Below are 21,696 nucleotides of genomic sequence, written 5' to 3'. Positions count from 1 at the left end.
CAATCCGGCCTTTCCTTCCCGCATGTCGCTCTCCCCGCCAGTGTCCCGTCAGTTGCGCCATCGTCGCGCAATCAGAGCGGAAGCTTACGAGCGAGCCGATGGCCTGTGGGATGTGGAAGCGTGCCTGACCGACGAAAAGCCTCGCGATGTGGCGCTTCCGTCGGGAATCCGGCCCAATGGTCAGCCGATCCATGAACTCTGGCTTCGCATCACCATCGATCGCAAGCTCAACGTCGTTGACGCCGAGGCGTCGTCCGACTGGGTGCCCTATCCAGGGTTATGCCAGGCCAGCAATCCCGCCTACCGTGCCCTCATCGGGCTCAATCTGTTCCACAACTTCCGCCGCGATGCTGCCCGTTTGCTGGCCGGCACGGCCGGTTGCACGCATCTCACCGAGCTGTGCGCGATGCTGCCGACCGCCGCGATCCAGGCGTTCGCCGGCGAAGTGTGGAACACCGATGAAGGCACGCCGGGCGCGAACGCGGGTTCGGGAGACGAATCGTCTAACGGCACAGGCGAGCATTCCAACGACAAGCCGCCATTCCAGCTGGGACGCTGCCATGCGCTGCGTTTCGACGGCGAGGCGGTGAAACAGTTTTATCCGCGCTGGTATGGCCACGCACCGCGTCCGGCGGAACGCGCGGCCTCGTCGGACGACGCGGCGGCCCGCGCACGAGGCGGCGACGCGTCGGCCTGAACGGCGGCAAAACGGAATCGAAGTTCTATCCAACTCTCAGACTGAAGGGAATCACGCATGAAGATTCACGAGTACCAGGGTAAGGAAATCCTGCGGAAATTCGGCGTCGCGGTACCGCGCGGCAAGCCGGTCTTCTCGGTGGACGATGCGGTCAAGGCCGCTGAAGAGCTCGGCGGCCCGGTGTGGGTCGTCAAGGCTCAGATCCACGCAGGTGGCCGTGGCAAGGGTGGCGGCGTCAAGGTCGCCAAGTCGCTGGAACAGGTTCGCGAGTACTCGAACCAGATCCTCGGCATGCAGCTCGTCACGCACCAGACCGGTCCGGAAGGCCAGAAGGTCAACCGTCTGCTGATCGAAGAAGGCGCTGACATCAAGAAGGAACTGTATGTCGGTCTCGTGATCGATCGCGTTTCGCAGAAGATCGTCGTGATGGCGTCGAGCGAAGGCGGCATGGACGTCGAAGAAGTCGCGGAAAAGACGCCCGAGCTGATCCACAAGGTTGCGGTCGATCCGTCGACCGGCCTGAAGGACTCGGAAGCAGACGACCTCGCGAAGAAGATCGGCGTGCCCGACGCTTCGATCCCGCAAGCCCGCGCAATCCTGCAAGGCCTGTACAAGGCATTCTGGGAAACCGACGCATCGCTCGCCGAGATCAACCCGCTGATCCTGACCGGCGACGGCAAGGTCATCGCACTCGACGCGAAGTTCAACTTCGACTCGAACGCGCTGTTCCGTCACCCGGAAATCGTCGCTTACCGCGATCTGGACGAAGAAGATCCGGCTGAAATCGAAGCGTCGAAGTTCGACCTCGCGTACATCTCGCTCGACGGCAACATCGGCTGCCTCGTGAACGGCGCTGGCCTCGCCATGGCAACGATGGACACCATCAAGCTGTTCGGCGGCGAACCGGCGAACTTCCTCGACGTCGGCGGTGGCGCGACGACCGAGAAGGTCACCGAAGCGTTCAAGATCATGCTGAAGAACCAGAACCTGACCGCGATTCTGGTCAACATCTTCGGTGGCATCATGCGCTGCGACGTGATCGCGGAAGGCGTGATCGCGGCGTCGAAGGCCGTGTCGCTGAAGGTGCCGCTCGTGGTCCGCATGAAGGGCACGAACGAAGACCTGGGCAAGAAGATGCTCGCTGAATCCGGCCTGCCGATCATCTCGGCGGACAGCATGGAAGAAGCGGCTCAGAAGGTCGTCGCGGCTGCTTCGGGCAAGGCGTAAGCCACCTGTCTACGGCGCATTTACCAGCTCATTTGCCAAAATGACGAGTGGCGGCGCGCGAGCGACACAGGCGTGAAGCATCGCGCCGCGTGGCGCTGCCGCGCGACGCCAAACGAACAGAGGTCAATACATGTCGATTCTGATCAACAAAGACACCAAGGTCATCACGCAGGGCATCACCGGCAAGACCGGTCAGTTCCACACGCGTGCTTGCCGTGAATACGCAAACGGCCGCGAAGCGTACGTCGCGGGCGTGAACCCGAAGCGCGCCGGCGAAGATTTCGAAGGCATCCCCATCTACGCGAGCGTCGCTGAAGCCAAGGCTGAAACGGGCGCGACCGTGTCGGTGATTTACGTTCCGCCGGCAGGCGCTGCCGCGGCAATCTGGGAAGCCGTCGAAGCCGACCTGGATCTCGCAATCTGCATCACGGAAGGCATCCCCGTCCGCGACATGATCGAGATCAAGGACCGTATGCGTCGCGAAAACCGCAAGACGCTGCTGCTCGGACCGAACTGCCCGGGCACGATCACGCCGGACGAGCTGAAGATCGGCATCATGCCGGGTCACATCCACCGCAAGGGCCGCATCGGCGTCGTGTCGCGTTCGGGCACGCTGACGTATGAAGCAGTCGGCCAGCTGACCGCGATCGGCCTCGGCCAGTCGTCGGCAGTCGGTATCGGCGGCGACCCGATCAACGGTCTGAAGCACATCGACGTGATGAAGATGTTCAACGACGATCCGGATACGGACGCCGTCATCATGATCGGCGAAATCGGCGGTCCGGATGAAGCGAACGCTGCCGAGTGGATCAAGGGCAACATGAAGAAGCCGGTGGTTGGCTTCATCGCTGGCGTCACGGCGCCTCCGGGCAAGCGCATGGGCCACGCCGGCGCGCTGATCTCGGGCGGTGCGGACACCGCTGAAGCGAAGCTGGAAATCATGGACGCATGCGGTATCAAGGTCACGAAGAACCCGTCGGAAATGGCGCGTCTTCTGAAGGCGATGCTGTAAATCGAATTCGCGTGCCGTGCGCGCGCGATTTTGATACGCTTTCGAAGTCCTTTCGAGAGCGAGCGGTCCCGAAAAGCGGGGGAGTGCAGACTCCCCCGCTTTTTTTCGTCCGTGCTCGCGCCGTGATTCTGTCCGCCCGGTCGATTTTTTCTTATTCTTTTTCCATGCTGGAATTCTTCACGACGCTCAATTGGGGCGCGGTCTTTCAGATCATCGTCATCGACGTTCTGCTCGGCGGCGATAACGCGGTCGTCATTGCGCTCGCCTGCCGCAACCTGCCGCAGTCGCAACGCATGCGCGGCATCGTATGGGGAACCGCCGGCGCGATCCTGCTGCGCGTCGTGCTGATCGCGTTCGCAGTCGCGCTGCTCGACGTGCCGTTCCTGAAGTTCGCGGGCGGGTTGCTGCTGCTGTGGATCGGCGTGCGCCTGCTCGCGCCCGCGCACGACGTTCACGACAAGGTGAAGCCGGCCGACAAGCTGATCTCGGCGGTGAAGACGATCGTCTTCGCGGATGCGGTAATGAGCGTGGACAACGTGATCGCGATCGCGGGCGCGGCCGAAGCCGCGGAGCACGAGCACCGGTTGGCTCTGGTGATCTTTGGCCTCGTCGTGAGCATTCCGCTGATCGTGTGGGGCAGCCAGCTGATTCTGAAGCTGCTCGATCGCTTTCCGGGCATCGTGCTGTTCGGCGCGGGTCTGCTCGGCTGGATCGCGGGTGGCCTGATGGTCAACGACCCGGCCGGCGACCGCTGGCCGATCCTCGATACGCCCGTCGCCGAATACGGGATGAGCATCGCGGGCGCGCTGTTCGTCGTGATCGTCGGTTATCTGTTGAAGCGGCGCAACGCGAAACGCGCGGCGGTGTGAGCATGGCATTTACGGTGCGCCGCTGCCTAAGCCGTGATGCCGTCCGAATGCAGGCCTGGCCATCCGGCTGACTGTGACGCGCGAGCGTCGCTCGCTACGATTGAAACGCCTGTTCCCGATCCACGGGCCGGGCGTTTCTCGTATCAGGAGTCTGCCGATGATCGTTACCTTGCCATATTCCCCTTACTCCCAATCGACGCAATTCTCGCGCAGGTCACGCCGCGCTCGCTGGCGCGAGAATTGGTTCACGCGCCTCTGCCGGCGCTGCGGCCTCGGCTTCACGTTGATCGAGTTGATGATCGTGCTGGCGATCGTCGGCGTGATCGCAGCCTATGCGATTCCCGCGTATCAAGACTATCTGGCGCGCAGCCGGGTCGGCGAGGGCTTGTCGCTCGCGGCGTCGGCGCGGCTCGCGGTGGCCGAAAACGCCGCGAGTGGCAACACGTTCAGCGGCGGTTATGCGTCGCCGCCTGCCACACGCAACGTCGAGTCCATCCAGATCGACGACGACACCGGCCAGATCACGATCACGTACTCGACGCGCGTCGCGCAGGCCGGCGCGAACACGATGACGCTGGTGCCCTCGGTGCCGGACAACGCCGATGCGCCGAGCGCACGCGTCGCGTTGAGCAAGGACACGGTGCAGACCGGTGCGCTGACGTGGGAATGCTTTGCGAGCGGCAAGAGCGCGTCGTCGTTGCCGGCGCCGGGGTCGGGGCCGATGCCGGGTGAAGCGCCAACGCTCGCCGCGAATCTGGCGCCGCCCGAGTGCCGTTCGTAAGGGGGCAGATGAACGAGCGAACGAGGCGACGGCCGAGCGCTGACCGGACGACTCGTAGCCACAACGTAAAAGGCTGATTTGCAGCCTATTTCGGCCGAACCGGCGCACAGTGCAACGAAATTTTTGTATAGTGCGCCGGTTGCTGACGCCCACCGTTGATTCGATGCCCACCCCTTTCGCGCGCTACCTGTCTCTCGTACTGCTGGCTCTTGCGTTGATCGTCCCCTATGCGGTTGCCAACCATACGTATCCGATCCCAACTTTCTACGCCGAATTCACCTCGCTCGGGCTGTATCTGCTGACCGGGGTGGCCGTCGTGCTGATGGTCGCGACCACGCGGCCGCGCGTGAGCTTCGCGTCGCCCACGGTCGCGCTCGTGCCTGTGCTGTTCGGCCTCGTGCTGGTCGTGCAGACCTTCGTGCTGCCGGTCGCGAAGCCGTCGATGAACTGGCTCGGCGCGGGCTTCCTGCTCGCTGCGTGGATGGCCGTGCACGTGGGCTATGGCTTCGCGCGCGTGAAGCTCGACGAGACCGCGTTGCGCTGGGCGGCGGGGGCGTTGATCGTCGGCGGCCTGTTCGCGGTGTTCAGCCAGGTGATCCAGCTGTTTCACCTCGAAACGCGTGTGGCGCCGCTCGTCGTTGCGTACAACCTCACCGTCGATCGCCGGCCGTTCGGCAACATGGCGCAGGCGAACCACCTCGCGACCTATATCGCGTTCGCGATGGCGGGCGCGCTCTACCTCGTGCAGACGCGCCGCATCGCGGTCCCGATCTGGCTGCTCGTGTCGACGATTTTCTCGGTCGGCCTCGCGCTGACCGTGTCGCGCGGTCCGTGGCTGCAGATGGGTGTGATCGTCGTGGCCGGCTTCTGGATGGCGTTCGCGCAAACCCGCAACGAACCGCAATCGCGCCGTAGCAACCGTGACTGGCTGGTGCCGCTCGCGCTCGCGGTGCTGTTTTTCGTGGTCAATGCGGTGATTCGCTGGGCCAATGCGCGCTTTCACCTCGAACTCGGGCAGTCGGCGGCCGAGCGCTTCCAGGATGCCGGCCAGATCGCACCGCGCATCGCGCTATTGAAATACGGCTGGACGATGTTCAAGCAGCATCCGCTGCTCGGCGTCGGCTGGGGCGAATTTCCGAGCTATCAATTTGAGCTCGTCAGGCAACTGGGCGGCGTCGAAATCGCCAACAACTCGCATGACATCTTCGTCGATCTGCTCGCGAAAACCGGTCTGATCGGTCTAGGAATCGTGCTCGTGGGTCTCGTCGCGTGGCTCGTGCGTCTCGTGCGTGCGCCGCAAAGCGCCACGCGCGTGTTCGGCATCGCGCTGATCGGCGTGCTGACGATGCATGCGCTCGTCGAGTATCCGCAGCAGTACATGTTCTTCCTGTTGCCCGCGATGTTCGTGTTCGGCTTGCTCGAAACGCGGCCGTTGCGCGCGGTGCCCGCAAATCTGTCGCTCGGCGCGTTCGCGGTCGTGGTATTCGGCGGACTCGCCGCGCTGTATCCGATCTATCGCGACTATGCGCGTGCCGAGGTGCTGTACTACGGCCAGCGTCCAGCCGAACAGTACAGCGCCGCCCCGTCGTTCATGTTCGGCGCGTGGGGCGAATACGGTCTCGCGACGCTGCAGCCGATGAATCCACTGAACCTGCAACGCAAGCTCGCGATGCACAAGCAGGCGATCGCGCTATTGCCGGGCGAAACCGTGCTGCGTCGCTACGCGGTGCTGCAGGCGCTGACTGGCGATACCGCGGCGGCGCTCGATACGGTCGAACGCTTGCGGATTTTCGCCGAGGAGCTGAAGGACTGGCCCGCGCAGCTCGGCTATCTGTACCAGCTCGTCGACGAGCAGAAGTCGCTCGCGGGCTTCAAGGAGCAGTTGGTGAAGCGCTACGGCACGCCGGCAGCCGTTGCGGTACCGGACGACGACAGCGACGAAGATTGATCGAACCGCGGGGGCTCGAGCATGCTCCCGCCAAGGCAGGCCTCCGCGCCTCGAAGTTCAAAGCTCTGAATACTTCGCGGCGGTGCCTTTCGCCTTGTCGACGGGGTAGCGCGCTTCATTCAGCTGCAGTTTTTCCGCTGCCGCGTCAACGAGATCGAAGCCCGCGGTATGGGCCACCAGCAGCAGGTACATGAAGACGTCGGCGCACTCGTGCCGGAGGTTCGTCGATTGCTCGGGATCGCTGAGCAGCGTGTCGATCTGCGCGTCGGACTTCCATTGAATCGTCTCCAGAAGCTCGCCGGCTTCGATGCCGGTGGAGACGATCAGGTTGCGCAACGTATGAAACTGCCGCCAGTCGCGCGCGTCGCGAAACGCCAGTAGCTGCTTGAGCAGTTCGTCGATGGTCATGTTGCTACCCGGATAGTTGTCGATCCGCGCTTCAAGCTTGCGCGACCCAATCCCCCGATTTCCCGCCATGCTTTTCCATCACCTTCACATCGGTGATGGTCATGCCGCGATCCACCGCCTTGCACATGTCGTACACGGTCAGCAGCCCGACCTGCACGGCGGTGAGCGCTTCCATTTCGACGCCCGTGCGTCCAAACGTCTCGACCTGGACCGTGCAATGCACGCCGGGCATCTGCTCGTCGAGTTCGAAGTCGGCCTTCACGCGTGTCAGCGCGAGCGGATGGCACAGCGGAATCAGATCGGCGGTGCGCTTCGAGGCCTGGATCGCCGCGATCCGCGCGACGCCGATCACGTCGCCCTTTTTGGCGTTGCCGTCGCGGATCAGCGCGAGCGTGTCGGGCAGCATGCGGATCGAGCCACGCGCAATCGCGATGCGCCTGGTCTCCTGCTTGCCGCCGACATCCACCATATGCGCGTCACCGGACGCATCGAAATGAGTGAGTTCAGGCATGGTTGACTCCTTCAGAGGGCGCCTATCATAGCAGTGCGGCGTGGCCCCGAATCGTCGTGGCGACTGGTCACACTTGCGCTATGCCGTACCCTGCGTTTTGCCTCGTACGCGTCCTTCGACGCCCTTGCCCGCTATCTTAGTCCGGGCCACGGGCGACGTTTTTCGACTTCGTCAGACCGGCTTCGCGATGCATTCAAAACGATTTCTCGCTGCGTTGCTATCCGTCGCCCTCGCAATGCCGCCCGGCGCGTTCGCGCAATCGACCGGCGGGGTGGCCATCACGCCGGGAACCGCATCGTCCGAGGCGCCGCTCGTCAGCGGCCCGAGCGATGAGCATGCCGAGTCGATCCTGCCGCCCGACATCGCGCGCGGCGTGTTCGGCACCTACGGCGGCGCGCAGAGCCGTTTTTCCAATGGCGGCGCTAGCGGCAGCAATGGCGGCAAAACGGGCAGCAACGACTGGCGCGCGCCGATCGTCGCGCAGCAATTGCCCGATCTCGGCAGCGGCGGCGCCGGTTCGCTGACTCCACAGGCCGAACGCAAGCTCGGCGAGCGCGTGATGCGCGACATACGCCGCGACCCCGATTATCTCGACGACTGGCTCGTGCGCGACTACCTGAATTCGGTCGCCGCCAAGCTCGCGGCAGCGGCCAGCGCGCTGTACATCGGCGGTTATCGACCGGATTTCGAACTTTTCGCGGTGCGCGACGCGCAGATCAACGCGTTTTCGCTGCCGGGCGGTTTCATCGGCGTGAACACGGGGTTGATCGTGGCCACGCAGACCGAGTCCGAACTCGCGGCGGTGCTGGGTCACGAGATGGGGCACGTGCTGCAGCGGCACATCTCGCGGATGATCTCGAACGGCGAGCGCGGCGGCTACGCGGCGCTCGTCGGCGTGCTGTTCGGCGTGCTGGCAGGCGTACTCGCGCATAGCGGCGACCTCGGCAGCGCGATCGCGCTCGGCAGCGAGGCGTATGCGGTCGACAGCCAGTTGCGCTTCTCGCGATCGGCCGAGCAGGAGGCGGACCGCGTCGGCTTTCTGCTGCTCGTCGGCGCCGGCTACGATCCCTACGCGATGCCGACGTTCTTCCACCGGCTCGACCGCGCGGCGATGAACGAAAACGGCATTCCGGCCTACGCGCGCACGCATCCGCTGACCGGCGAGCGGATCGCCGACATGGAGGATCGCGCGCGCCGCGCGCCATACCGGCAGCCGCATCAAGACTCCGAGTACGGCTTCGTGCGGGCGCGCGCGGGTCTGTTGCAGGGCCATTCGCGCAGCGAATACGCGGATGAGATTTCGCGTTTGCGTTCGGAAATCGAGGACCGGACCGCGCTGAACGTCGCGGCGAACTGGTACGGCATCGCGTACGGGCAGATGCTGCTCGAGCGCTACGACGACGCGGCCGCCTCGCTCGCGAACGCGCGCGCGACCTTCGTCTCGGGCGCGCGTGCGGAAGGCGAGCCCGAGCGCGATTCGCCGAGTCTCGACGTGCTCGCGACCGACATCGCGCGGAGTGCCGGTCAGGCCGACGAAGCCGCGCGTCTCGCCGAGTTCGCGCAGAAGCGCTGGCCGCAGTCGAACGCGGCGATCGACATACATATCCGCACGCTGCTGACGCTGCACCGTTTCACCGACGCCCAGGCGCTCGCGAAAAACGAAACCCGGGCGCACCCCGATCAACCCGCGTGGTGGCTGTATCTCGCGCAGGCGAGTGCGGGCAGTGGCGATGCATTGACGCAGCATCGCGCGATGGCGGAGAAGTTCGCGCTGGAGGGTGCGTGGCCGTCGGCGATCCGGCAGTTGAAGGACGCGCGCGACCTGAAGACGATCGGCTATTACGACCTCGCGACCGTCGACGCGCGTCTGCACGAGATGGAGAACCGCTATAAGGAGGAGCGGCTCGACGAGAAGGGGTAGGGTGGACGCAGGCGCACGCCGGCGCGTGCGTCAGACCTGCGCCGCCGCCGGGCTCGCGACGAAGCCGAAGCGCGCGGCCACCTGATCGCGTCGCACGCTTTGCAGCGGCAGTGAGAGTTGAGCGCTCCAGTGGAATGCGCCGCTCAATGAGCCATCGTCGGCGAGCGTCGCGTGATCCGAGAAGATCTCCAGGTCGTGATCGTGCAGCGCCGCGATGCGTGCCGGCTGCGAGCGATCGGCGAACAGAATGCCGCCGTCTTCATCGACGAACACCGCCGCCGGCTCGAACGCGCCGCCGCCCTGGTCGTGCAGCGCGAGCGTTCCATCCGCGCGCGCGGACAATCTGACCACCCACGGCGTGTAAGCCAGCTCGACATAAACCCGCTGCGGCCCGTTCTGGAAATACCACTGCCCGCGCTCATCGGCCTCATAGTTCCGGTTGATGAATCCCAGCAGCGCTTCGTGCCGGATCGGCACGCCGTGCGCGCCGCTCGCCTGGGCCGCTTCGTCGCGCATGCGCCAGTTGCCGCGCCGGTCGAGCATCAACCAGCCCGTGCAACTCGGCACGTTCGGCCATTTGGCGAGCGACTGTTTGACGATGTCATCCATGATTGACGTGTCGCTCCAGATAGCCGAACACGCGCCGCGACAGCCAGTCGATGCGGCCCGGGAACGGCCCGGTCATGAAACCCGCGTGGCCGCCGTGCTCAGGCTGATAAAGCTCGACCGCCGCCGACACATCGTGTCGCGACGGCAGCGCTTCGGCCGGCAGAAACGGGTCATTGCGCGCGTTGAGCACCAGCGTGGGCACTTGAATGAGCGGCAGCAGCGGGCGGGTGGTGGCGGTGCTCCAGTAGTCGTCGGTATTGCGAAAGCCGTGCAGCGGCGCGGTCACGACGTTGTCGAACTCGTACATCGTGCGGCTCGCGAGCATCGCGTCGCGATCGAACAGGCCCGGGAACTGCGCGAGCTTCTGGTTGGCCTTGTGTTTTAGCGTCTTCAGGAAGCTGCGCGTGTAGACGAGGCCGAAGCCCTGCGACAGCGCGCGGCCGCCCGCATGGACGTCGATCGGTGTCGAAATCGCGGCGGCGGCGGCTACCACCTGCGCCGCATCGTCTTGCCGCTCGCCGAGCCAGCGCAGCAGCACGTTGCCGCCGAGCGACACGCCCGCCGCGACTACCGGCCCGCGATGCGCGGCGCGCAGGCGGCGCAGGATCCAGTCGACCTCGTTGCTGTCGGCCAGATGATAGAAGCGCGGCAGCCGGTTCAGCGGGCCGCTGCAGCTGCGAAAGTGCGGCACCACGCCGTGCCAGCCGTATTCGCGCGTGGCGGCCATCAGCGCGACCGCGTAATGCGACGACGAACTGCCTTCGAGGCCGTGGAACAGCACGAAGAGCGGGGCGGTATCGGTGAGCGGAGTATCGTGCGCGACCCAGTCGAGATCGATGAAATCGCCGTCCGGCGTGTCCCAGCGCTCGCGCCGAAACGACACGGCGGGGCGGCGCGCGAACAACGACGGGACGATCGTCTGCGCATGTCGGTTGGGCAGCCACAGCGGCGCGCGGTACAGCAGCTCGACGGTCGCCTCGACGGCGGCCGCCACCTTGGCGGGGGCCGTACCGGAGGAAGCGGGTTTATGTGGCGTCGAACTCATACCGGCGGAAAAGCGAAAAAACGTGAGTCTGAATCTGTCGTGGTGCCGCGCGTCAGTGCAGCGGGCCCTGGCCATGCCGCATCTTGGTCGCGAACTGGCTGGCGGCCTCGTTCGGCATCGGGCTCGCGTGAATATGCGCAATGCGCCATTCGCCGCGTTCGTGGACCATAACGTAGGTGGTGAAGACCATCGCGGGCGTGGCGGTCGGATCGGCCGGACGATGCGCTTCGGCAATCGCATAGACGACGGTGCCGAGGCTGTCGTAGACGCGGATGTCGAGCGGCTCGATCGACACCGGCAGCACCTCGAGCTGAGCCTGCAAGCCATTGCGGATGTTCTCGAGACCGTGCAGATGCGAGCCGTCCGCGCAGATGCAGCTGACGAACTCCTCGTCGATCCACAAACCCATCAAGCTGTCGATATTGACCTCGGCGACGGCCTGATAGTAGGCGGTCAGGGTATCGGCGGCGGCTTCGAAGATATGGGCAAAACGTGGCATGGCTCGTCAGTCTCTAGTGCGCGGCGCGCGGTTGCGGGTCAGCGGTAGCGGGACGGTCCAGAGCGCCGGACCATCGCCCCCGGCGTCAGCTTGCCCGTGCCGCAAGGCGCGAACATGACGCGACGCGCTCGGGGGCGTGCGGTGTTGCGTGCAAGTACCAGTCGGCTCAGCGCTGCGCGAGCAGCATGCCGCGCAAATCGCCAAAAACCTGCTCGGCGCTCAACTGCTTCAGACAGTTCAGATGACCGAGCGGGCACTCGCGCTCAAAACAGGGGCTGCATTCGAGATGAAGCCATTGTACCTTCGCGAGCTCGGACAAGGGCGGGGTGTGGCGCGGATCGGTCGAACCGAAAACGGCCACGAGCGGGCGGCGCAGCGCGGCGGCGACGTGCATCAGCCCGGAGTCGTTGGTGACGACCGCGTTGGCCCGCGAGATCAGCGCGCAAGCCTCGCCGAGCGCGGTCTGGCCGCACAGGTTGCGCACGTTCGGCGCTTTCTCGGCGATCGCCTGCGCGAGCGGCGCGTCTTTCGGCGAGCCGAGCGCGATGATCTGGGTGTACGGGAACGACTGGCCGACCATCTGCGCGAGCGCGGCAAAGTGCTCGGGCGGCCAGCGCTTGGCGGGACCGTACTCGGCGCCCGGGCAGAACACCAGCAGCGGCACGCGGGTATCGAGGTTGAAGCGCGCGGATACGCGCGACGCCTCGTTCAGATCCGTGTCGAGACGCGGCATCGGCAGGTCTTCGGGAACCTTGGCGCCGGGCGCGTAGGCGAGGGCGGCGTAGTGGCCGACCATCGGCGGCCGCGCGTCCTTGCGCGGATTCGCGTGACGCACGTTCAGCATGCCGTAGCGACTCTCGCCGGTGTAGCCGATGCGCAGCGGAATGCCCGCCAGCCACGGAATCAGCGCCGACTTGAACGAGTTCGGCAGCACGTAGGCCGCGTCGTAGCCGACGTCGCGCAGATCGCTCGACAGCTGCCAGCGGCGCAGCATCTGCAGCTTGCCGTGGGCGAGATCGGTCGCGTAGACGTCGCGGATTTCCGGCATGCGTTCGAGCACGGGGGCGACCCAGCTGGGCGCGACCGCGTCGATGACGATGCGCGGATGCAATTTCACGAGGCGCGCAAACAGCGGCTGCGCCATCAATGCGTCACCGATCCAGTTCGGTGCGATAACCAACGCGCGACGCATCAGAGTGGGTGTCCGGTGTCGATAACAAGCGCCGCGCGCGATGCGCGTGGCACTCGGATGGGTAAAAGGGGAAAGCGGAAAGCCGCGCGGCGCGACGGCCGCGCGGGTCCGGCGATCGAGCCTGCGGCGCGGCGAGCGCGCGATCGGAAAGTCACGCCTTGCGCCGCTGAAGCTGGCTCAGGACCGCTCGATGCGCTGGATCAATGACCCTTGATTACTTCGCCGTCGCGCAGCTTGTAGCGCGTGCTGCAATACGGGCAACGCGCTTCGCCGTGCGACACGTCGATGAACACGCGCGGATGCGCGCTCCAGCGCGGCATGGCCGGGTTCGGACAATATGCCGGCAGATCTTTTGCCGTCAGTTCGACCAGCGGCATTTCCTTGGTTTCGCTCATGACACTTTCTCGTTGTATGCGGGGTGCTTGCAGCGCGCCGCCGATGGGCGGCGCGGCACATCTCAAAACGTCGCTCAGATTTTCGTGAGCCAGTGCGTGTACTTCTCGCTCTTGCCGTTCACGACGTCGAAGAAGGCGGACTGCAGCTTTTCGGTGATCGGGCCGCGCACGCCGGCGCCGATCTTGCGATTGTCGAGTTCGCGGATCGGCGTGACTTCGGCTGCGGTGCCGGTGAAGAACGCTTCGTCGCAGGTATAGACTTCGTCGCGCGTGATGCGTTTTTCGATCACCTGGATGCCCATGTCGCGCGCGAGCGTGATCACGGTGTCGCGCGTGATGCCGTCGAGGCACGACGACAGGTCAGGCGTGTACAGCTTGCCGTTGTTGACGAGGAAGAAGTTCTCCCCCGAGCCTTCCGACACGTAGCCGTCGACGTCGAGCAGCAGCGCTTCGTCGTAGCCGTCGGCGATCGCTTCCTGGTTCGCGAGGATCGAGTTCACGTACCAGCCCGACGCCTTCGCGCGCACCATCGACACGTTCACGTGATGGCGCGTGAACGACGACGTCTTCACGCGAATACCCTTGGTGATGCCATCTTCGCCGAGGTAGGCGCCCCACGGCCACGCGGCGATCGCGACGTGAATCGTGTTGCCCTTGGCCGACACGCCGAGCTTTTCCGAGCCGACCCAGATGATCGGGCGCAGATAGCACGTCTCGAGCTTGTTCTCGCGGACCACTTCGCGCTGCGCGGCGGCGAGCGTTTCATGGTCGAACGGCACGTCCATCTGGAAGATCTTCGCCGAGTTCAGCAGGCGCTTGGTGTGCTCCTGCAGGCGGAAAATCGCGGTGGCGCCGTCGGCCGTCTTGTAAGCGCGCACACCCTCGAACACGCCCATGCCGTAGTGCAGCGTGTGGGTGAGCACGTGGATTTTGGCATCGCGCCAGTCGATGAGCTTGCCATCCATCCAGATCTTGCCGTCGCGGTCGGCCATTGACATACGGTTCTCCAGCAGGTGCGTTATGAGGTGCGGCCATGAGCGCAGGACATAGCCGGGAGCGCTATTTTAGCGTCTTTTGCACACACAACGGGCATTTGGGCGCACCCCGGACGCTATAATCCAGCGCACGCATAAATCAACTCCGGATGCGCCAGCGGGTGGTCTCGCAAGCTGGCGCCGGCCCGGCCTTCTTGACGGCGTTCCCTGCGCCCGCAATCTTCGCCCGATGCTCGCTCGACTGTCCGACACCGATCGCCGCGCTTTTCGTGAAGGCGCGCGCGCCTATGCCCCCACGCTGATGGCAATTTTTTCCTGGGGCCTCGTGACGGGCATCGCGATGAGCAAGTCCGTGCTGACGCTGCCGCAGGCGCTCACGATGTCCCTGCTGTGCTACGCCGGTTCGTCACAGCTGGCGGTGCTGCCGCTCCTCGCGGCGAAGCTGCCGGTGTGGACCGTGCTGCTGACCGCGGCGATGGTCAACACCCGCTTCGTGATCTTCAGCGTCGGCCTCGCGCCGCACTTCTCGTATCTGCCGATGTGGCGGCGCATCGTGCTCGGCTATTTCAACGGCGACGTGATCTATCTGCTCTTCGTCAAGAAGAGCTTTCCGACCGGTTACGTGCCGGGCAAGGAGGCGTACTTCTGGGGCATGGCGGTATCGAGCTGGCTGTCGTGGCAGGTGTCGTCGATCGTCGGCATCCTGCTCGCGAGCCTGATTCCGGACAACTGGGGGCTCGCGCTCGCCGGTACGCTCGCGCTGTTGCCCATCATGGTGTCGGCGGTCGCGACGCGCTCCACGCTGGCCGCGGTCAGCGTGGCCGCCATCGTGGCGCTGCTCGCGCTCGATCTGCCGTATCGGCTCGCGCTGCCGTTCGCGGTGATCGCGGCGATCGTCGCCGGCAGCGCAGCCGACCTGATGATCGAGCGCGCGGACCTGCGCCGCATCCGCGGCGTGAACGATCGCGCCGGAGATTCCCGATGACCTCAACGCAAATCTGGCTCGCCATCTTCGGCATGACCTTCGTCACCGCGCTCACGCGCGCGATGTTCCTGATCGGCGGCGAGCGCACGGTGCTGCCGGCGCGGGTGCAGAAGATGCTGCGCTACGCGCCGGCCGCCGCGCTCGCCGCCGTGGTGGTGCCCGACGTGCTGACGACGCCCGACGGACTGTCGTTGGCGGCTTCCAACCATGAGCTTTACGCGACCCTCGCCGGCCTCGGCTGGTTTTTGTGGCGCCGCACCATGCTCGGCACGATCGTGACCGGGATGGTCGTGTTCACGCTGATGCGCGTCTTCCTGTGATGGTCCGGCTCCAAGTGTGGAGATGATGCCGCGCCGCGCGGCAGCGACGGCCTCGCGGTCAAATACGCGAGATTCGCCGCGTCGCGGTCAGATGGCCGTTGGGATCAGTTAAAATGCCCTTTTCCGGGTTGAGCGCGCCCCCGCAAGGCGCCTGGTGCCGCGGCCGGCCGCCGGCGCCCGATCCCGCGGAGCCGTTGGGCCGAAGCGCCGGAGTTCGCCGCACCTCGTCCCCGCGCGCTGTCCGCCACCGCCTTCTCATCAACTCGCATACTCAAGCCCATGAACAAGGTATTGCGTCTCTCCGACCTGATCGCCGAAGGCAAGCTGTCCGGCAAACGCGTGTTCATCCGCGCCGATCTGAACGTGCCGCAGGACGATCAAGGCAACATCACCGAAGACACCCGCATCCGCGCTTCCGTGCCGGCCATCAAGGCCGCGCTCGACGCCGGCGCCGCCGTGATGGTCACCTCGCACCTGGGTCGCCCGACCGAAGGCGACTTCAAGCCGGAAGACTCGCTCGCGCCGGTGGCGAAGCGTCTCGCCGAGCTGCTAGGCCGTGACGTGCCGCTTGTCGCGCACTGGGTCGAAAACGGCGTGAACGTCGCGCCGGGCTCGGTCGTGCTGCTCGAAAACTGCCGCGTGAACAAGGGCGAAAAGAAAGATTCCGACGAGCTCGCGCAAAAAATGGCCAAGCTCTGCGATATCTACGTGAACGACGCGTTCGGCACCGCGCACCGCGCCGAAGCGACCACGCACGGCATCGCGAAGTACGCGCCGGTCGCCTGCGGGGGTCCGCTGCTCGCCGCTGAGCTCGAAGCGCTCGGCAAGGCGCTCGGCGCACCGAAGCGTCCGCTCGTGGCGATCGTCGCGGGTTCGAAGGTGTCGACCAAGCTGACCATCCTGAAGTCGCTCGCTGAGAAGGTCGACCAGCTGATCGTCGGCGGCGGCATCGCAAATACGTTCATGCTCGCGGCCGGCCTGAAGATCGGCAAGTCGCTCGCCGAAGCCGATCTCGTCGCCGAAGCGAAGGCGATCATCGACGCGGCCAAGGCCCGCGGCGCCTCGGTGCCGATTCCGACCGACGTGGTCACGGCCAAGGAGTTCTCGCCGACCGCGAAGGCCGAAGTGAAGGCCGTCGCCGATGTGCAGGACGACGACATGATTCTCGACATCGGCCCGGAAACGGCCAAGGTGCTCGCCGCACAGCTCGAGAAGGCCGGCACGATCGTGTGGAACGGCCCGGTCGGCGTGTTCGAGTTCGACCAGTTCGGCAACGGCACGAAGACGCTCGCGGACGCGATCGCGCGCTCGGCTGCGTTCTCGATCGCAGGCGGCGGCGACACGCTCGCGGCGATCGCCAAGTACGGCATCCACGATCAGGTCAGCTACATTTCGACGGGCGGGGGCGCGTTCCTCGAGTTCCTCGAGGGCAAGAAGCTGCCGGCGGTCGAAGTTCTGGAATCGCGGGCTTAACGTGGCGACGCGCTCCCCGGCGGCGAAGTCGACCAAGGCGCGTGGCGCGAAAGCGCCGCGCGGTAGCGCGACAACACCGGCACGGGAGCGCGCGGCACGCGCGGCCGCTGCGTCGGCGACGCCCGGACAGGACGTGGCCGCCGAGGCGCTGATAGCGCCCGCGGCCGCCGACGTGCAGCAACTGCCAACTTCTTCACAAGCCGAATCTGGTCAACACGATTCGGCCCAGCCGGAACAGCCTTCCGGCAAGCAGGACAGCAAATCTCCGGCGCGCGAGGCGCCGGTCCCGAATACCGCATTACCCGCCTCACCCGCCTCACTCCACAAAGCGACACCGGCCACAACCGGCGCGCGACCCCACGTAGCATCGTTCGATGCGCGAACTCCGCAGCAGCCCCGCAGCGCTCTTTCCAGCGATCCTATCCAGACGAGGAGACTCATGCATCGCGCCACCAAGATTGTCGCTACTGTCGGTCCGGCTTCCAGCACGCCGGAAATCCTGCTGCAAATGATTCAGGCAGGATTGGACGTGGTGCGGCTCAATTTCTCACACGGCACCGCCGACGACCATCGTCAGCGCGCCGAATACGTTCGCGAGGCGGCCCGTCAGGCGGGCCGCGAAGTCGCCATCATGGCCGACCTGCAAGGCCCGAAGATTCGCGTCGGCAAATTCGAAAACGGCCGCACGACGCTCGTCACCGGCAATCCTTTCATCCTCGATGCGGAATGCGAGCTCGGCAACGACGAGCGCGTCGGCCTCGACTACAAGGACCTGCCGCGCGACCTGAAACCGGGCGACGTGCTGCTGCTCAACGACGGCCTGATCGTGCTCAACGTGCAGCGCGTGATCGGCCAGGAGATCCACACGATCGTGAAGATCGGCGGTGAGCTGTCGAACAACAAGGGCATCAACCGCCAGGGCGGCGGCCTGTCGGCGCCCGCGCTGACCGCGAAGGACATGGAGGACATCCGCACGGCGATGTCGCTCGGTGTCGATTTCATCGCGGTGTCGTTCCCGAAGAACGCGACCGACATGGAAATGGCCCGCCAGCTCGCGAACATCGCCGGCGCGCCGTACGGCATCAAGCCGAAGATGATCGCGAAGATCGAGCGCGCGGAAGCGATTCCGGCGCTGCAAGGCATTCTCGACGCTTCGGACGGCATCATGGTCGCGCGTGGCGACCTGGCCGTGGAAGTCGGCAATGCCGCCGTGCCGGCGCTGCAAAAGCGCATGATCCGCATGGCGCGCGAGTCGAACAAGTTCGTGATCACCGCGACGCAGATGATGGAGTCGATGATCCACGCGCCGGTGCCGACCCGCGCGGAAGTGTCGGACGTCGCCAATGCGGTGCTCGACGGCACCGACGCGGTGATGCTGTCGGCGGAATCGGCGGCGGGCAAGTACCCGGTGCAGACCATCGAGACCATGGCCGCGATCTGCGTCGAAGCGGAAAAGTCCGAGCAGTCGGAGCTCGACAAGGACTTCCTCGACCGCACGTTCACGCGGATCGACCAGTCGATCGCGATGGGCGCGCTGTTCACCGCTTACCACCTCGGCGCCAAGGCGATCGTCGCGCTCACCGAATCGGGCTCGACCGCGCTGTGGATGTCGCGCCACTGGACCCACGTGCCGATCTTCGCGCTGACGCCGCGAGTCGGCAGCGAACGCGCGATGGCGCTATACCGCAACGTGACCTCGCTGCATCTGGACACCAACACCGACCGCGACACGGCGCTGCAGCAGGCGCTCGAAACGGTGGTCGGCAAGGGCTATGCGTCGCACGGCGATATGGTCGTGCTGACGGTCGGCGAGCCGATGGGGCAGGCGGGCGGCACCAATACCTTGAAGATCGTGCGGGTCGGTGAACCGTACTGATCAGGCAGGACTGCTCGATCGGCACGGGCTCGATTGAGCGAAGCAGGCCGGCGAAACCCGCACGGTCCATGTGCGACGGCGCACCAAAGCGCCGGTGTCGCCGCGGGAACGCCGCCTGCTTCGCGATAAAATCGCCGCAAAAGATGCCGACGGCAAAAGAATTCGTTTCAATCCAAGGAGTTTAAGCATGCCTCTCGTATCAATGCGTCAACTGCTGGACCATGCCGCGGAAAACGGCTATGGCCTTCCGGCATTCAACGTGAACAACCTGGAGCAGGTGCAGGCGATCATGGCCGCGGCCGACAAGGTCAACGCCCCGGTCATCATGCAGGCGTCGGCTGGCGCGCGTAAGTACGCGGGCGAGCCGTTCCTGCGTCATCTGATCGAAGCGGCGGTCGAGTCGTATCCGCACATTCCGGTCGTGATGCACCAGGATCACGGTCAGTCGCCGGCAGTGTGTATGGCGGCGATCCGCAGCGGTTTCACCAGCGTGATGATGGACGGTTCGCTCGAAGCCGACGGCAAGACGGTCGCATCGTACGAGTACAACGTCGAAGTGTCGCGCAAGGTCGTCGAAGCGGCGCACTCGATCGGCGTCACCGTCGAGGCGGAGCTGGGCGTGCTCGGTTCGCTCGAAACGATGAAGGGCGACAAGGAAGACGGCCACGGCGCCGAAGGTACGATGACGCGCGAGCAGCTGCTGACCGATCCGGAGCAGGCCGCCGACTTCGTCAAGCTGACCCAGTGCGACGCGCTGGCCATCGCGATCGGCACCTCGCACGGCGCCTACAAGTTCAGCAAGAAGCCGACGGGAGACATCCTGTCGATTCAGCGCATCAAGGAAATCCATCAGCGCATTCCGAACACGCACCTCGTGATGCACGGCTCGTCGTCGGTGCCGCAGGAGCTGCTCGCGGAAATCCGCGAATTCGGCGGCGACATGAAGGAAACCTACGGCGTGCCGGTCGAGGAAATCCAGGAAGGTATCCGTCACGGCGTGCGCAAGGTCAACATCGACACCGACCTGCGTCTGGCGATCACGGGCGCGATCCGCCGCTATATGGCGACCAACCCGGGCAAGTTCGATCCGCGCGATTACCTGAAGCCGGCGCGCGAAGCGGCGATGAAGATCTGTATCGACCGTTACATGCAATTCGGCTGCGAAGGCCAGGCTGGCAAGATCAAGCCGGTTTCGCTTGATAAAATTGCAGAGAAGTACAAGTCGGGCGAGCTCGCGCAAGTCGTCCGCTAAGCTGTAGTTTTGGCTCCGCACCTGGCCGTTTGGCCAGGTTGTCGTCCGATCGCCGTTCCCGCATCATCGGGGGAACGGCGTTTCCCTTTTGTTCCGGTCACATTTTTTGCCCCACTTTTAGCGAACCACGACGATGTCTACCCTTTACGAATCCACGCTCCGCTCGCTGCCGCTGCTCGGCCGCGGCAAAGTCCGCGACAACTATGCGGTGGGCAACGACCAGTTGCTGATCGTCACGACCGACCGTCTGTCGGCGTTCGACGTGATCATGGGCGAGCCGATTCCGAACAAGGGCCGCGTGCTCAACGCAATGGCGAACTTCTGGTTCGAGAAGCTGCAGCACGTGGTGCCGAACCACCTGACGGGCGTCGCGCCCGAGTCGGTGGTCGCGCCGGACGAAGTCGAGCAGGTCAAGGGGCGCGCGGTGGTCGTCAAGCGTCTCGAGCCGATCCTCGTCGAAGCGGTGGTGCGCGGCTATCTGGCCGGCAGCGGCTGGAAAGATTACCAGGCCACCGGGTCGGTCTGCGGCGTGCAACTGCCGGCGGGCCTGCAAAACGCGCAGAAGCTGCCCGAGCCGATCTTCACGCCGGCTGCCAAGGCCGAGATGGGCCACCACGACGAAAACATCACCTACGACGAGATGGAGCGCCGCATCGGCACCGAGCTGTCGGCCACGATTCGCGACATCTCGATCCGCCTGTACAAGGAAGCCGCTGATTACGCGGCGACGCGCGGCATCATCATCGCGGACACGAAGTTCGAATTCGGTCTCGACAACCACGGCAAGCTGTACCTGATGGATGAGGCGCTCACGGCCGATTCGTCGCGCTTCTGGCCGGCCGACCAGTACCAGGTCGGCACCAACCCGCCGTCGTTCGACAAACAGTTCGTGCGCGATTGGCTCGAAACCCAGCCGTGGAAGAAAGAGCCGCCGGCGCCGAAGCTGCCGGACGAGGTGGTCGTGAAAACGGGCGAGAAGTACCAGGAAGCGCTCGAGCGCCTGACCGGGCACAAGCTCGACTAATCTGATTGCGCGCGCCGTGTCAGGCGCGCATCGCCCGGAAACAAGGAAGCCGTAAAGATGAGTGAAGCACAAACCGCCCATAAGCATGATGCGCCGGTCGTCGGCGTATTGATGGGCTCCAGTTCCGACTGGGAAGTGATGAAAAACGCCGTCGCGATTCTGCAGGAATTCGGCGTGCCGTACGAAGCGAAGGTAGTGTCCGCGCACCGCATGCCGGACGAAATGTTCGCCTATGCTGAAAGCGCGCGCGAGCGCGGCATTCGCGCAATCATCGCGGGCGCGGGCGGCGCGGCGCACCTACCCGGCATGCTGGCCGCGAAAACCACGGTGCCGGTGCTCGGCGTACCGGTCGCGAGCAAGTATCTGAAGGGCGTCGATTCGCTGCATTCGATCGTGCAGATGCCCAAGGGCGTGCCGGTCGCGACGTTTGCGATCGGCGAAGCGGGGGCCGCGAACGCGGCGCTGTTCGCGGTGTCGCTGCTGTCCGGCACCAGCGCCGAATACGCGGACAAGCTCGCTGCATTCCGCGTGCGCCAGAATGAAGCGGCTCACGCGATGGTATTGCCGGCGCTGTAAGCGCGCCGGTTGTTTGATAAGACGTCCCCTGTCCGACCCCCGGCCGGATGCCCGCCGCTCGGTATGCGAGCGCGACGCGTA

Annotated in this window: 22 protein-coding genes; 14 read left to right on the top strand and 8 right to left on the bottom strand. The window is 65.1% G+C overall.

Annotated elements, in window-relative coordinates:
• The first annotated feature begins 22 nt into the window (after positions 1–22).
• From AB4Y34_RS08685 to AB4Y34_RS08660, 6 genes are all read left to right on the top strand, one after another.
• Positions 23–697: a DUF2889 domain-containing protein gene (locus tag AB4Y34_RS08685; RefSeq protein WP_176105127.1), complete on the top strand. Its 675-nt coding sequence runs from the start codon at positions 23–25 to the stop codon at positions 695–697.
• Positions 698–754: 57 nt separating this feature from the next.
• A complete protein-coding gene (gene sucC, locus AB4Y34_RS08680) occupies positions 755–1,924 on the top strand; it encodes an ADP-forming succinate--CoA ligase subunit beta (RefSeq protein WP_368715789.1) in 1,170 nt (389 codons plus the stop codon).
• A 130-nt stretch (positions 1,925–2,054) separates the two neighbouring features.
• A complete protein-coding gene (sucD, locus tag AB4Y34_RS08675; protein WP_008920420.1) occupies positions 2,055–2,936 on the top strand; it encodes a succinate--CoA ligase subunit alpha in 882 nt (293 codons plus the stop codon).
• A gap of 164 nt (positions 2,937–3,100) precedes the next feature.
• Positions 3,101–3,805, top strand: a complete 705-nt coding sequence (locus AB4Y34_RS08670) for a TerC family protein (protein ID WP_176384346.1) — start codon at positions 3,101–3,103, stop codon at positions 3,803–3,805.
• Positions 3,806–3,962: 157 nt separating this feature from the next.
• Complete coding sequence (locus tag AB4Y34_RS08665) at positions 3,963–4,586, top strand: pilin (RefSeq protein WP_176384348.1); 624 nt, start codon at positions 3,963–3,965, stop codon at positions 4,584–4,586.
• A 163-nt stretch (positions 4,587–4,749) separates the two neighbouring features.
• Positions 4,750–6,534, top strand: coding sequence for a PglL family O-oligosaccharyltransferase (locus AB4Y34_RS08660; RefSeq protein WP_368715788.1), 1,785 nt, complete (start codon positions 4,750–4,752; stop codon positions 6,532–6,534).
• A 57-nt stretch (positions 6,535–6,591) separates the two neighbouring features.
• On the opposite strand, the gene AB4Y34_RS08655 is transcribed toward AB4Y34_RS08660, so the two are convergent.
• Both AB4Y34_RS08655 and moaC read right to left on the bottom strand, forming a co-directional pair.
• Positions 6,592–6,942 carry a nucleotide pyrophosphohydrolase gene (locus AB4Y34_RS08655; protein WP_176110255.1) on the bottom strand — a complete coding sequence of 117 codons (351 nt, stop codon included), beginning with the start codon at positions 6,940–6,942 and terminating at the stop codon, positions 6,592–6,594.
• A gap of 31 nt (positions 6,943–6,973) precedes the next feature.
• Complete coding sequence (moaC, locus tag AB4Y34_RS08650) at positions 6,974–7,453, bottom strand: cyclic pyranopterin monophosphate synthase MoaC (RefSeq protein ID WP_176121772.1); 480 nt, start codon at positions 7,451–7,453, stop codon at positions 6,974–6,976.
• 187 nt (positions 7,454–7,640) lie between these two features.
• Here moaC and AB4Y34_RS08645 point away from each other — a divergent pair, with 187 nt between their 5' ends.
• Positions 7,641–9,374, top strand: coding sequence for a M48 family metalloprotease (locus AB4Y34_RS08645; RefSeq protein WP_368715787.1), 1,734 nt, complete (start codon positions 7,641–7,643; stop codon positions 9,372–9,374).
• A gap of 30 nt (positions 9,375–9,404) precedes the next feature.
• Here the strand turns inward: AB4Y34_RS08645 and AB4Y34_RS08640 are convergent, their stop codons facing one another.
• The 6 genes from AB4Y34_RS08640 to AB4Y34_RS08615 all read right to left on the bottom strand — a co-directional run bounded on the left by AB4Y34_RS08640 (position 9,405) and on the right by AB4Y34_RS08615 (position 14,112).
• Positions 9,405–9,983, bottom strand: a complete 579-nt coding sequence (locus AB4Y34_RS08640) for a DUF2946 family protein (RefSeq protein ID WP_176365633.1) — start codon at positions 9,981–9,983, stop codon at positions 9,405–9,407.
• A complete protein-coding gene (locus tag AB4Y34_RS08635) occupies positions 9,976–11,028 on the bottom strand; it encodes a YheT family hydrolase (protein WP_368715786.1) in 1,053 nt (350 codons plus the stop codon). Before AB4Y34_RS08635 ends, AB4Y34_RS08640 begins: the two co-directional genes overlap by 8 nt.
• 52 nt (positions 11,029–11,080) lie before the next feature.
• Entirely contained in the window at positions 11,081–11,527 is a 447-nt protein-coding gene (locus AB4Y34_RS08630; protein WP_368715785.1) for a nuclear transport factor 2 family protein, read from the bottom strand.
• A gap of 166 nt (positions 11,528–11,693) precedes the next feature.
• Positions 11,694–12,719, bottom strand: coding sequence for a lipopolysaccharide heptosyltransferase II (gene waaF / locus AB4Y34_RS08625; RefSeq protein ID WP_176384358.1), 1,026 nt, complete (start codon positions 12,717–12,719; stop codon positions 11,694–11,696).
• A 200-nt stretch (positions 12,720–12,919) separates the two neighbouring features.
• Positions 12,920–13,114, bottom strand: a complete 195-nt coding sequence (locus tag AB4Y34_RS08620; RefSeq protein WP_368596440.1) for a zinc-finger domain-containing protein — start codon at positions 13,112–13,114, stop codon at positions 12,920–12,922.
• Positions 13,115–13,188: 74 nt separating this feature from the next.
• Complete coding sequence (locus AB4Y34_RS08615) at positions 13,189–14,112, bottom strand: branched-chain amino acid transaminase (protein WP_368715784.1); 924 nt, start codon at positions 14,110–14,112, stop codon at positions 13,189–13,191.
• Between the two features lie 226 nt (positions 14,113–14,338).
• Between AB4Y34_RS08615 and AB4Y34_RS08610 the strand changes: the two genes are divergently transcribed.
• The 7 genes from AB4Y34_RS08610 to purE all read left to right on the top strand — a co-directional run bounded on the left by AB4Y34_RS08610 (position 14,339) and on the right by purE (position 21,615).
• The gene (locus tag AB4Y34_RS08610; protein WP_176121766.1) at positions 14,339–15,094 is read left to right on the top strand and encodes an AzlC family ABC transporter permease; all 756 of its coding nucleotides are present in this window, start codon (positions 14,339–14,341) and stop codon (positions 15,092–15,094) included.
• Positions 15,091–15,414, top strand: a complete 324-nt coding sequence (locus AB4Y34_RS08605; protein ID WP_176105140.1) for an AzlD domain-containing protein — start codon at positions 15,091–15,093, stop codon at positions 15,412–15,414. Before AB4Y34_RS08610 ends, AB4Y34_RS08605 begins: the two co-directional genes overlap by 4 nt.
• A gap of 279 nt (positions 15,415–15,693) precedes the next feature.
• Entirely contained in the window at positions 15,694–16,887 is a 1,194-nt protein-coding gene (locus tag AB4Y34_RS08600; RefSeq protein ID WP_368715783.1) for a phosphoglycerate kinase, read from the top strand.
• A 439-nt stretch (positions 16,888–17,326) separates the two neighbouring features.
• A complete protein-coding gene (gene pyk, locus AB4Y34_RS08595) occupies positions 17,327–18,763 on the top strand; it encodes a pyruvate kinase (RefSeq protein ID WP_013090425.1) in 1,437 nt (478 codons plus the stop codon).
• A gap of 187 nt (positions 18,764–18,950) precedes the next feature.
• Entirely contained in the window at positions 18,951–20,015 is a 1,065-nt protein-coding gene (gene fba / locus AB4Y34_RS08590) for a class II fructose-bisphosphate aldolase (RefSeq protein WP_090801723.1), read from the top strand.
• A gap of 133 nt (positions 20,016–20,148) precedes the next feature.
• Positions 20,149–21,039: a phosphoribosylaminoimidazolesuccinocarboxamide synthase gene (locus AB4Y34_RS08585; RefSeq protein ID WP_176384366.1), complete on the top strand. Its 891-nt coding sequence runs from the start codon at positions 20,149–20,151 to the stop codon at positions 21,037–21,039.
• A gap of 57 nt (positions 21,040–21,096) precedes the next feature.
• On the top strand, positions 21,097–21,615 hold the full coding sequence (gene purE, locus AB4Y34_RS08580; RefSeq protein ID WP_013090423.1) for a 5-(carboxyamino)imidazole ribonucleotide mutase: 519 nt from the start codon (positions 21,097–21,099) through the stop codon (positions 21,613–21,615).
• Positions 21,616–21,696 lie beyond the last annotated feature (81 nt).

Origin of the sequence: Paraburkholderia sp. BR10954, from assembly GCF_040965775.1 — a bacterium.
Taxonomy (GTDB): Bacteria; Pseudomonadota; Gammaproteobacteria; order Burkholderiales; family Burkholderiaceae; genus Paraburkholderia; species Paraburkholderia youngii.
This window is presented reverse-complemented; position numbering and strand designations above follow the sequence as displayed.

Bases quoted from the DNA above. Each gene is read 5' to 3' on its own strand.
- AB4Y34_RS08605 (WP_176105140.1), top strand. From the start codon at position 15,091: ATGACCTCAACGCAAATCTGGCTCGCCATCTTCGGCATGACCTTCGTC.
- purE (WP_013090423.1), top strand. From the start codon at position 21,097: ATGAGTGAAGCACAAACCGCCCATAAGCATGATGCGCCGGTCGTCGGC.
- AB4Y34_RS08615 (WP_368715784.1), bottom strand. From the start codon at position 14,112: ATGTCAATGGCCGACCGCGACGGCAAGATCTGGATGGATGGCAAGCTC.
- pyk (WP_013090425.1), top strand. From the start codon at position 17,327: ATGCATCGCGCCACCAAGATTGTCGCTACTGTCGGTCCGGCTTCCAGC.
- fba (WP_090801723.1), top strand. From the start codon at position 18,951: ATGCCTCTCGTATCAATGCGTCAACTGCTGGACCATGCCGCGGAAAAC.
- AB4Y34_RS08610 (WP_176121766.1), top strand. From the start codon at position 14,339: ATGCTCGCTCGACTGTCCGACACCGATCGCCGCGCTTTTCGTGAAGGC.
- AB4Y34_RS08635 (WP_368715786.1), bottom strand. From the start codon at position 11,028: ATGAGTTCGACGCCACATAAACCCGCTTCCTCCGGTACGGCCCCCGCC.
- AB4Y34_RS08665 (WP_176384348.1), top strand. From the start codon at position 3,963: ATGATCGTTACCTTGCCATATTCCCCTTACTCCCAATCGACGCAATTC.
- moaC (WP_176121772.1), bottom strand. From the start codon at position 7,453: ATGCCTGAACTCACTCATTTCGATGCGTCCGGTGACGCGCATATGGTG.
- AB4Y34_RS08620 (WP_368596440.1), bottom strand. From the start codon at position 13,114: ATGAGCGAAACCAAGGAAATGCCGCTGGTCGAACTGACGGCAAAAGAT.
- AB4Y34_RS08655 (WP_176110255.1), bottom strand. From the start codon at position 6,942: ATGACCATCGACGAACTGCTCAAGCAGCTACTGGCGTTTCGCGACGCG.
- AB4Y34_RS08630 (WP_368715785.1), bottom strand. From the start codon at position 11,527: ATGCCACGTTTTGCCCATATCTTCGAAGCCGCCGCCGATACCCTGACC.
- AB4Y34_RS08640 (WP_176365633.1), bottom strand. From the start codon at position 9,983: ATGGATGACATCGTCAAACAGTCGCTCGCCAAATGGCCGAACGTGCCG.
- waaF (WP_176384358.1), bottom strand. From the start codon at position 12,719: ATGCGTCGCGCGTTGGTTATCGCACCGAACTGGATCGGTGACGCATTG.
- AB4Y34_RS08670 (WP_176384346.1), top strand. From the start codon at position 3,101: ATGCTGGAATTCTTCACGACGCTCAATTGGGGCGCGGTCTTTCAGATC.
- sucC (WP_368715789.1), top strand. From the start codon at position 755: ATGAAGATTCACGAGTACCAGGGTAAGGAAATCCTGCGGAAATTCGGC.
- AB4Y34_RS08660 (WP_368715788.1), top strand. From the start codon at position 4,750: ATGCCCACCCCTTTCGCGCGCTACCTGTCTCTCGTACTGCTGGCTCTT.
- sucD (WP_008920420.1), top strand. From the start codon at position 2,055: ATGTCGATTCTGATCAACAAAGACACCAAGGTCATCACGCAGGGCATC.
- AB4Y34_RS08585 (WP_176384366.1), top strand. From the start codon at position 20,149: ATGTCTACCCTTTACGAATCCACGCTCCGCTCGCTGCCGCTGCTCGGC.
- AB4Y34_RS08685 (WP_176105127.1), top strand. From the start codon at position 23: ATGTCGCTCTCCCCGCCAGTGTCCCGTCAGTTGCGCCATCGTCGCGCA.
- AB4Y34_RS08600 (WP_368715783.1), top strand. From the start codon at position 15,694: ATGAACAAGGTATTGCGTCTCTCCGACCTGATCGCCGAAGGCAAGCTG.
- AB4Y34_RS08645 (WP_368715787.1), top strand. From the start codon at position 7,641: ATGCATTCAAAACGATTTCTCGCTGCGTTGCTATCCGTCGCCCTCGCA.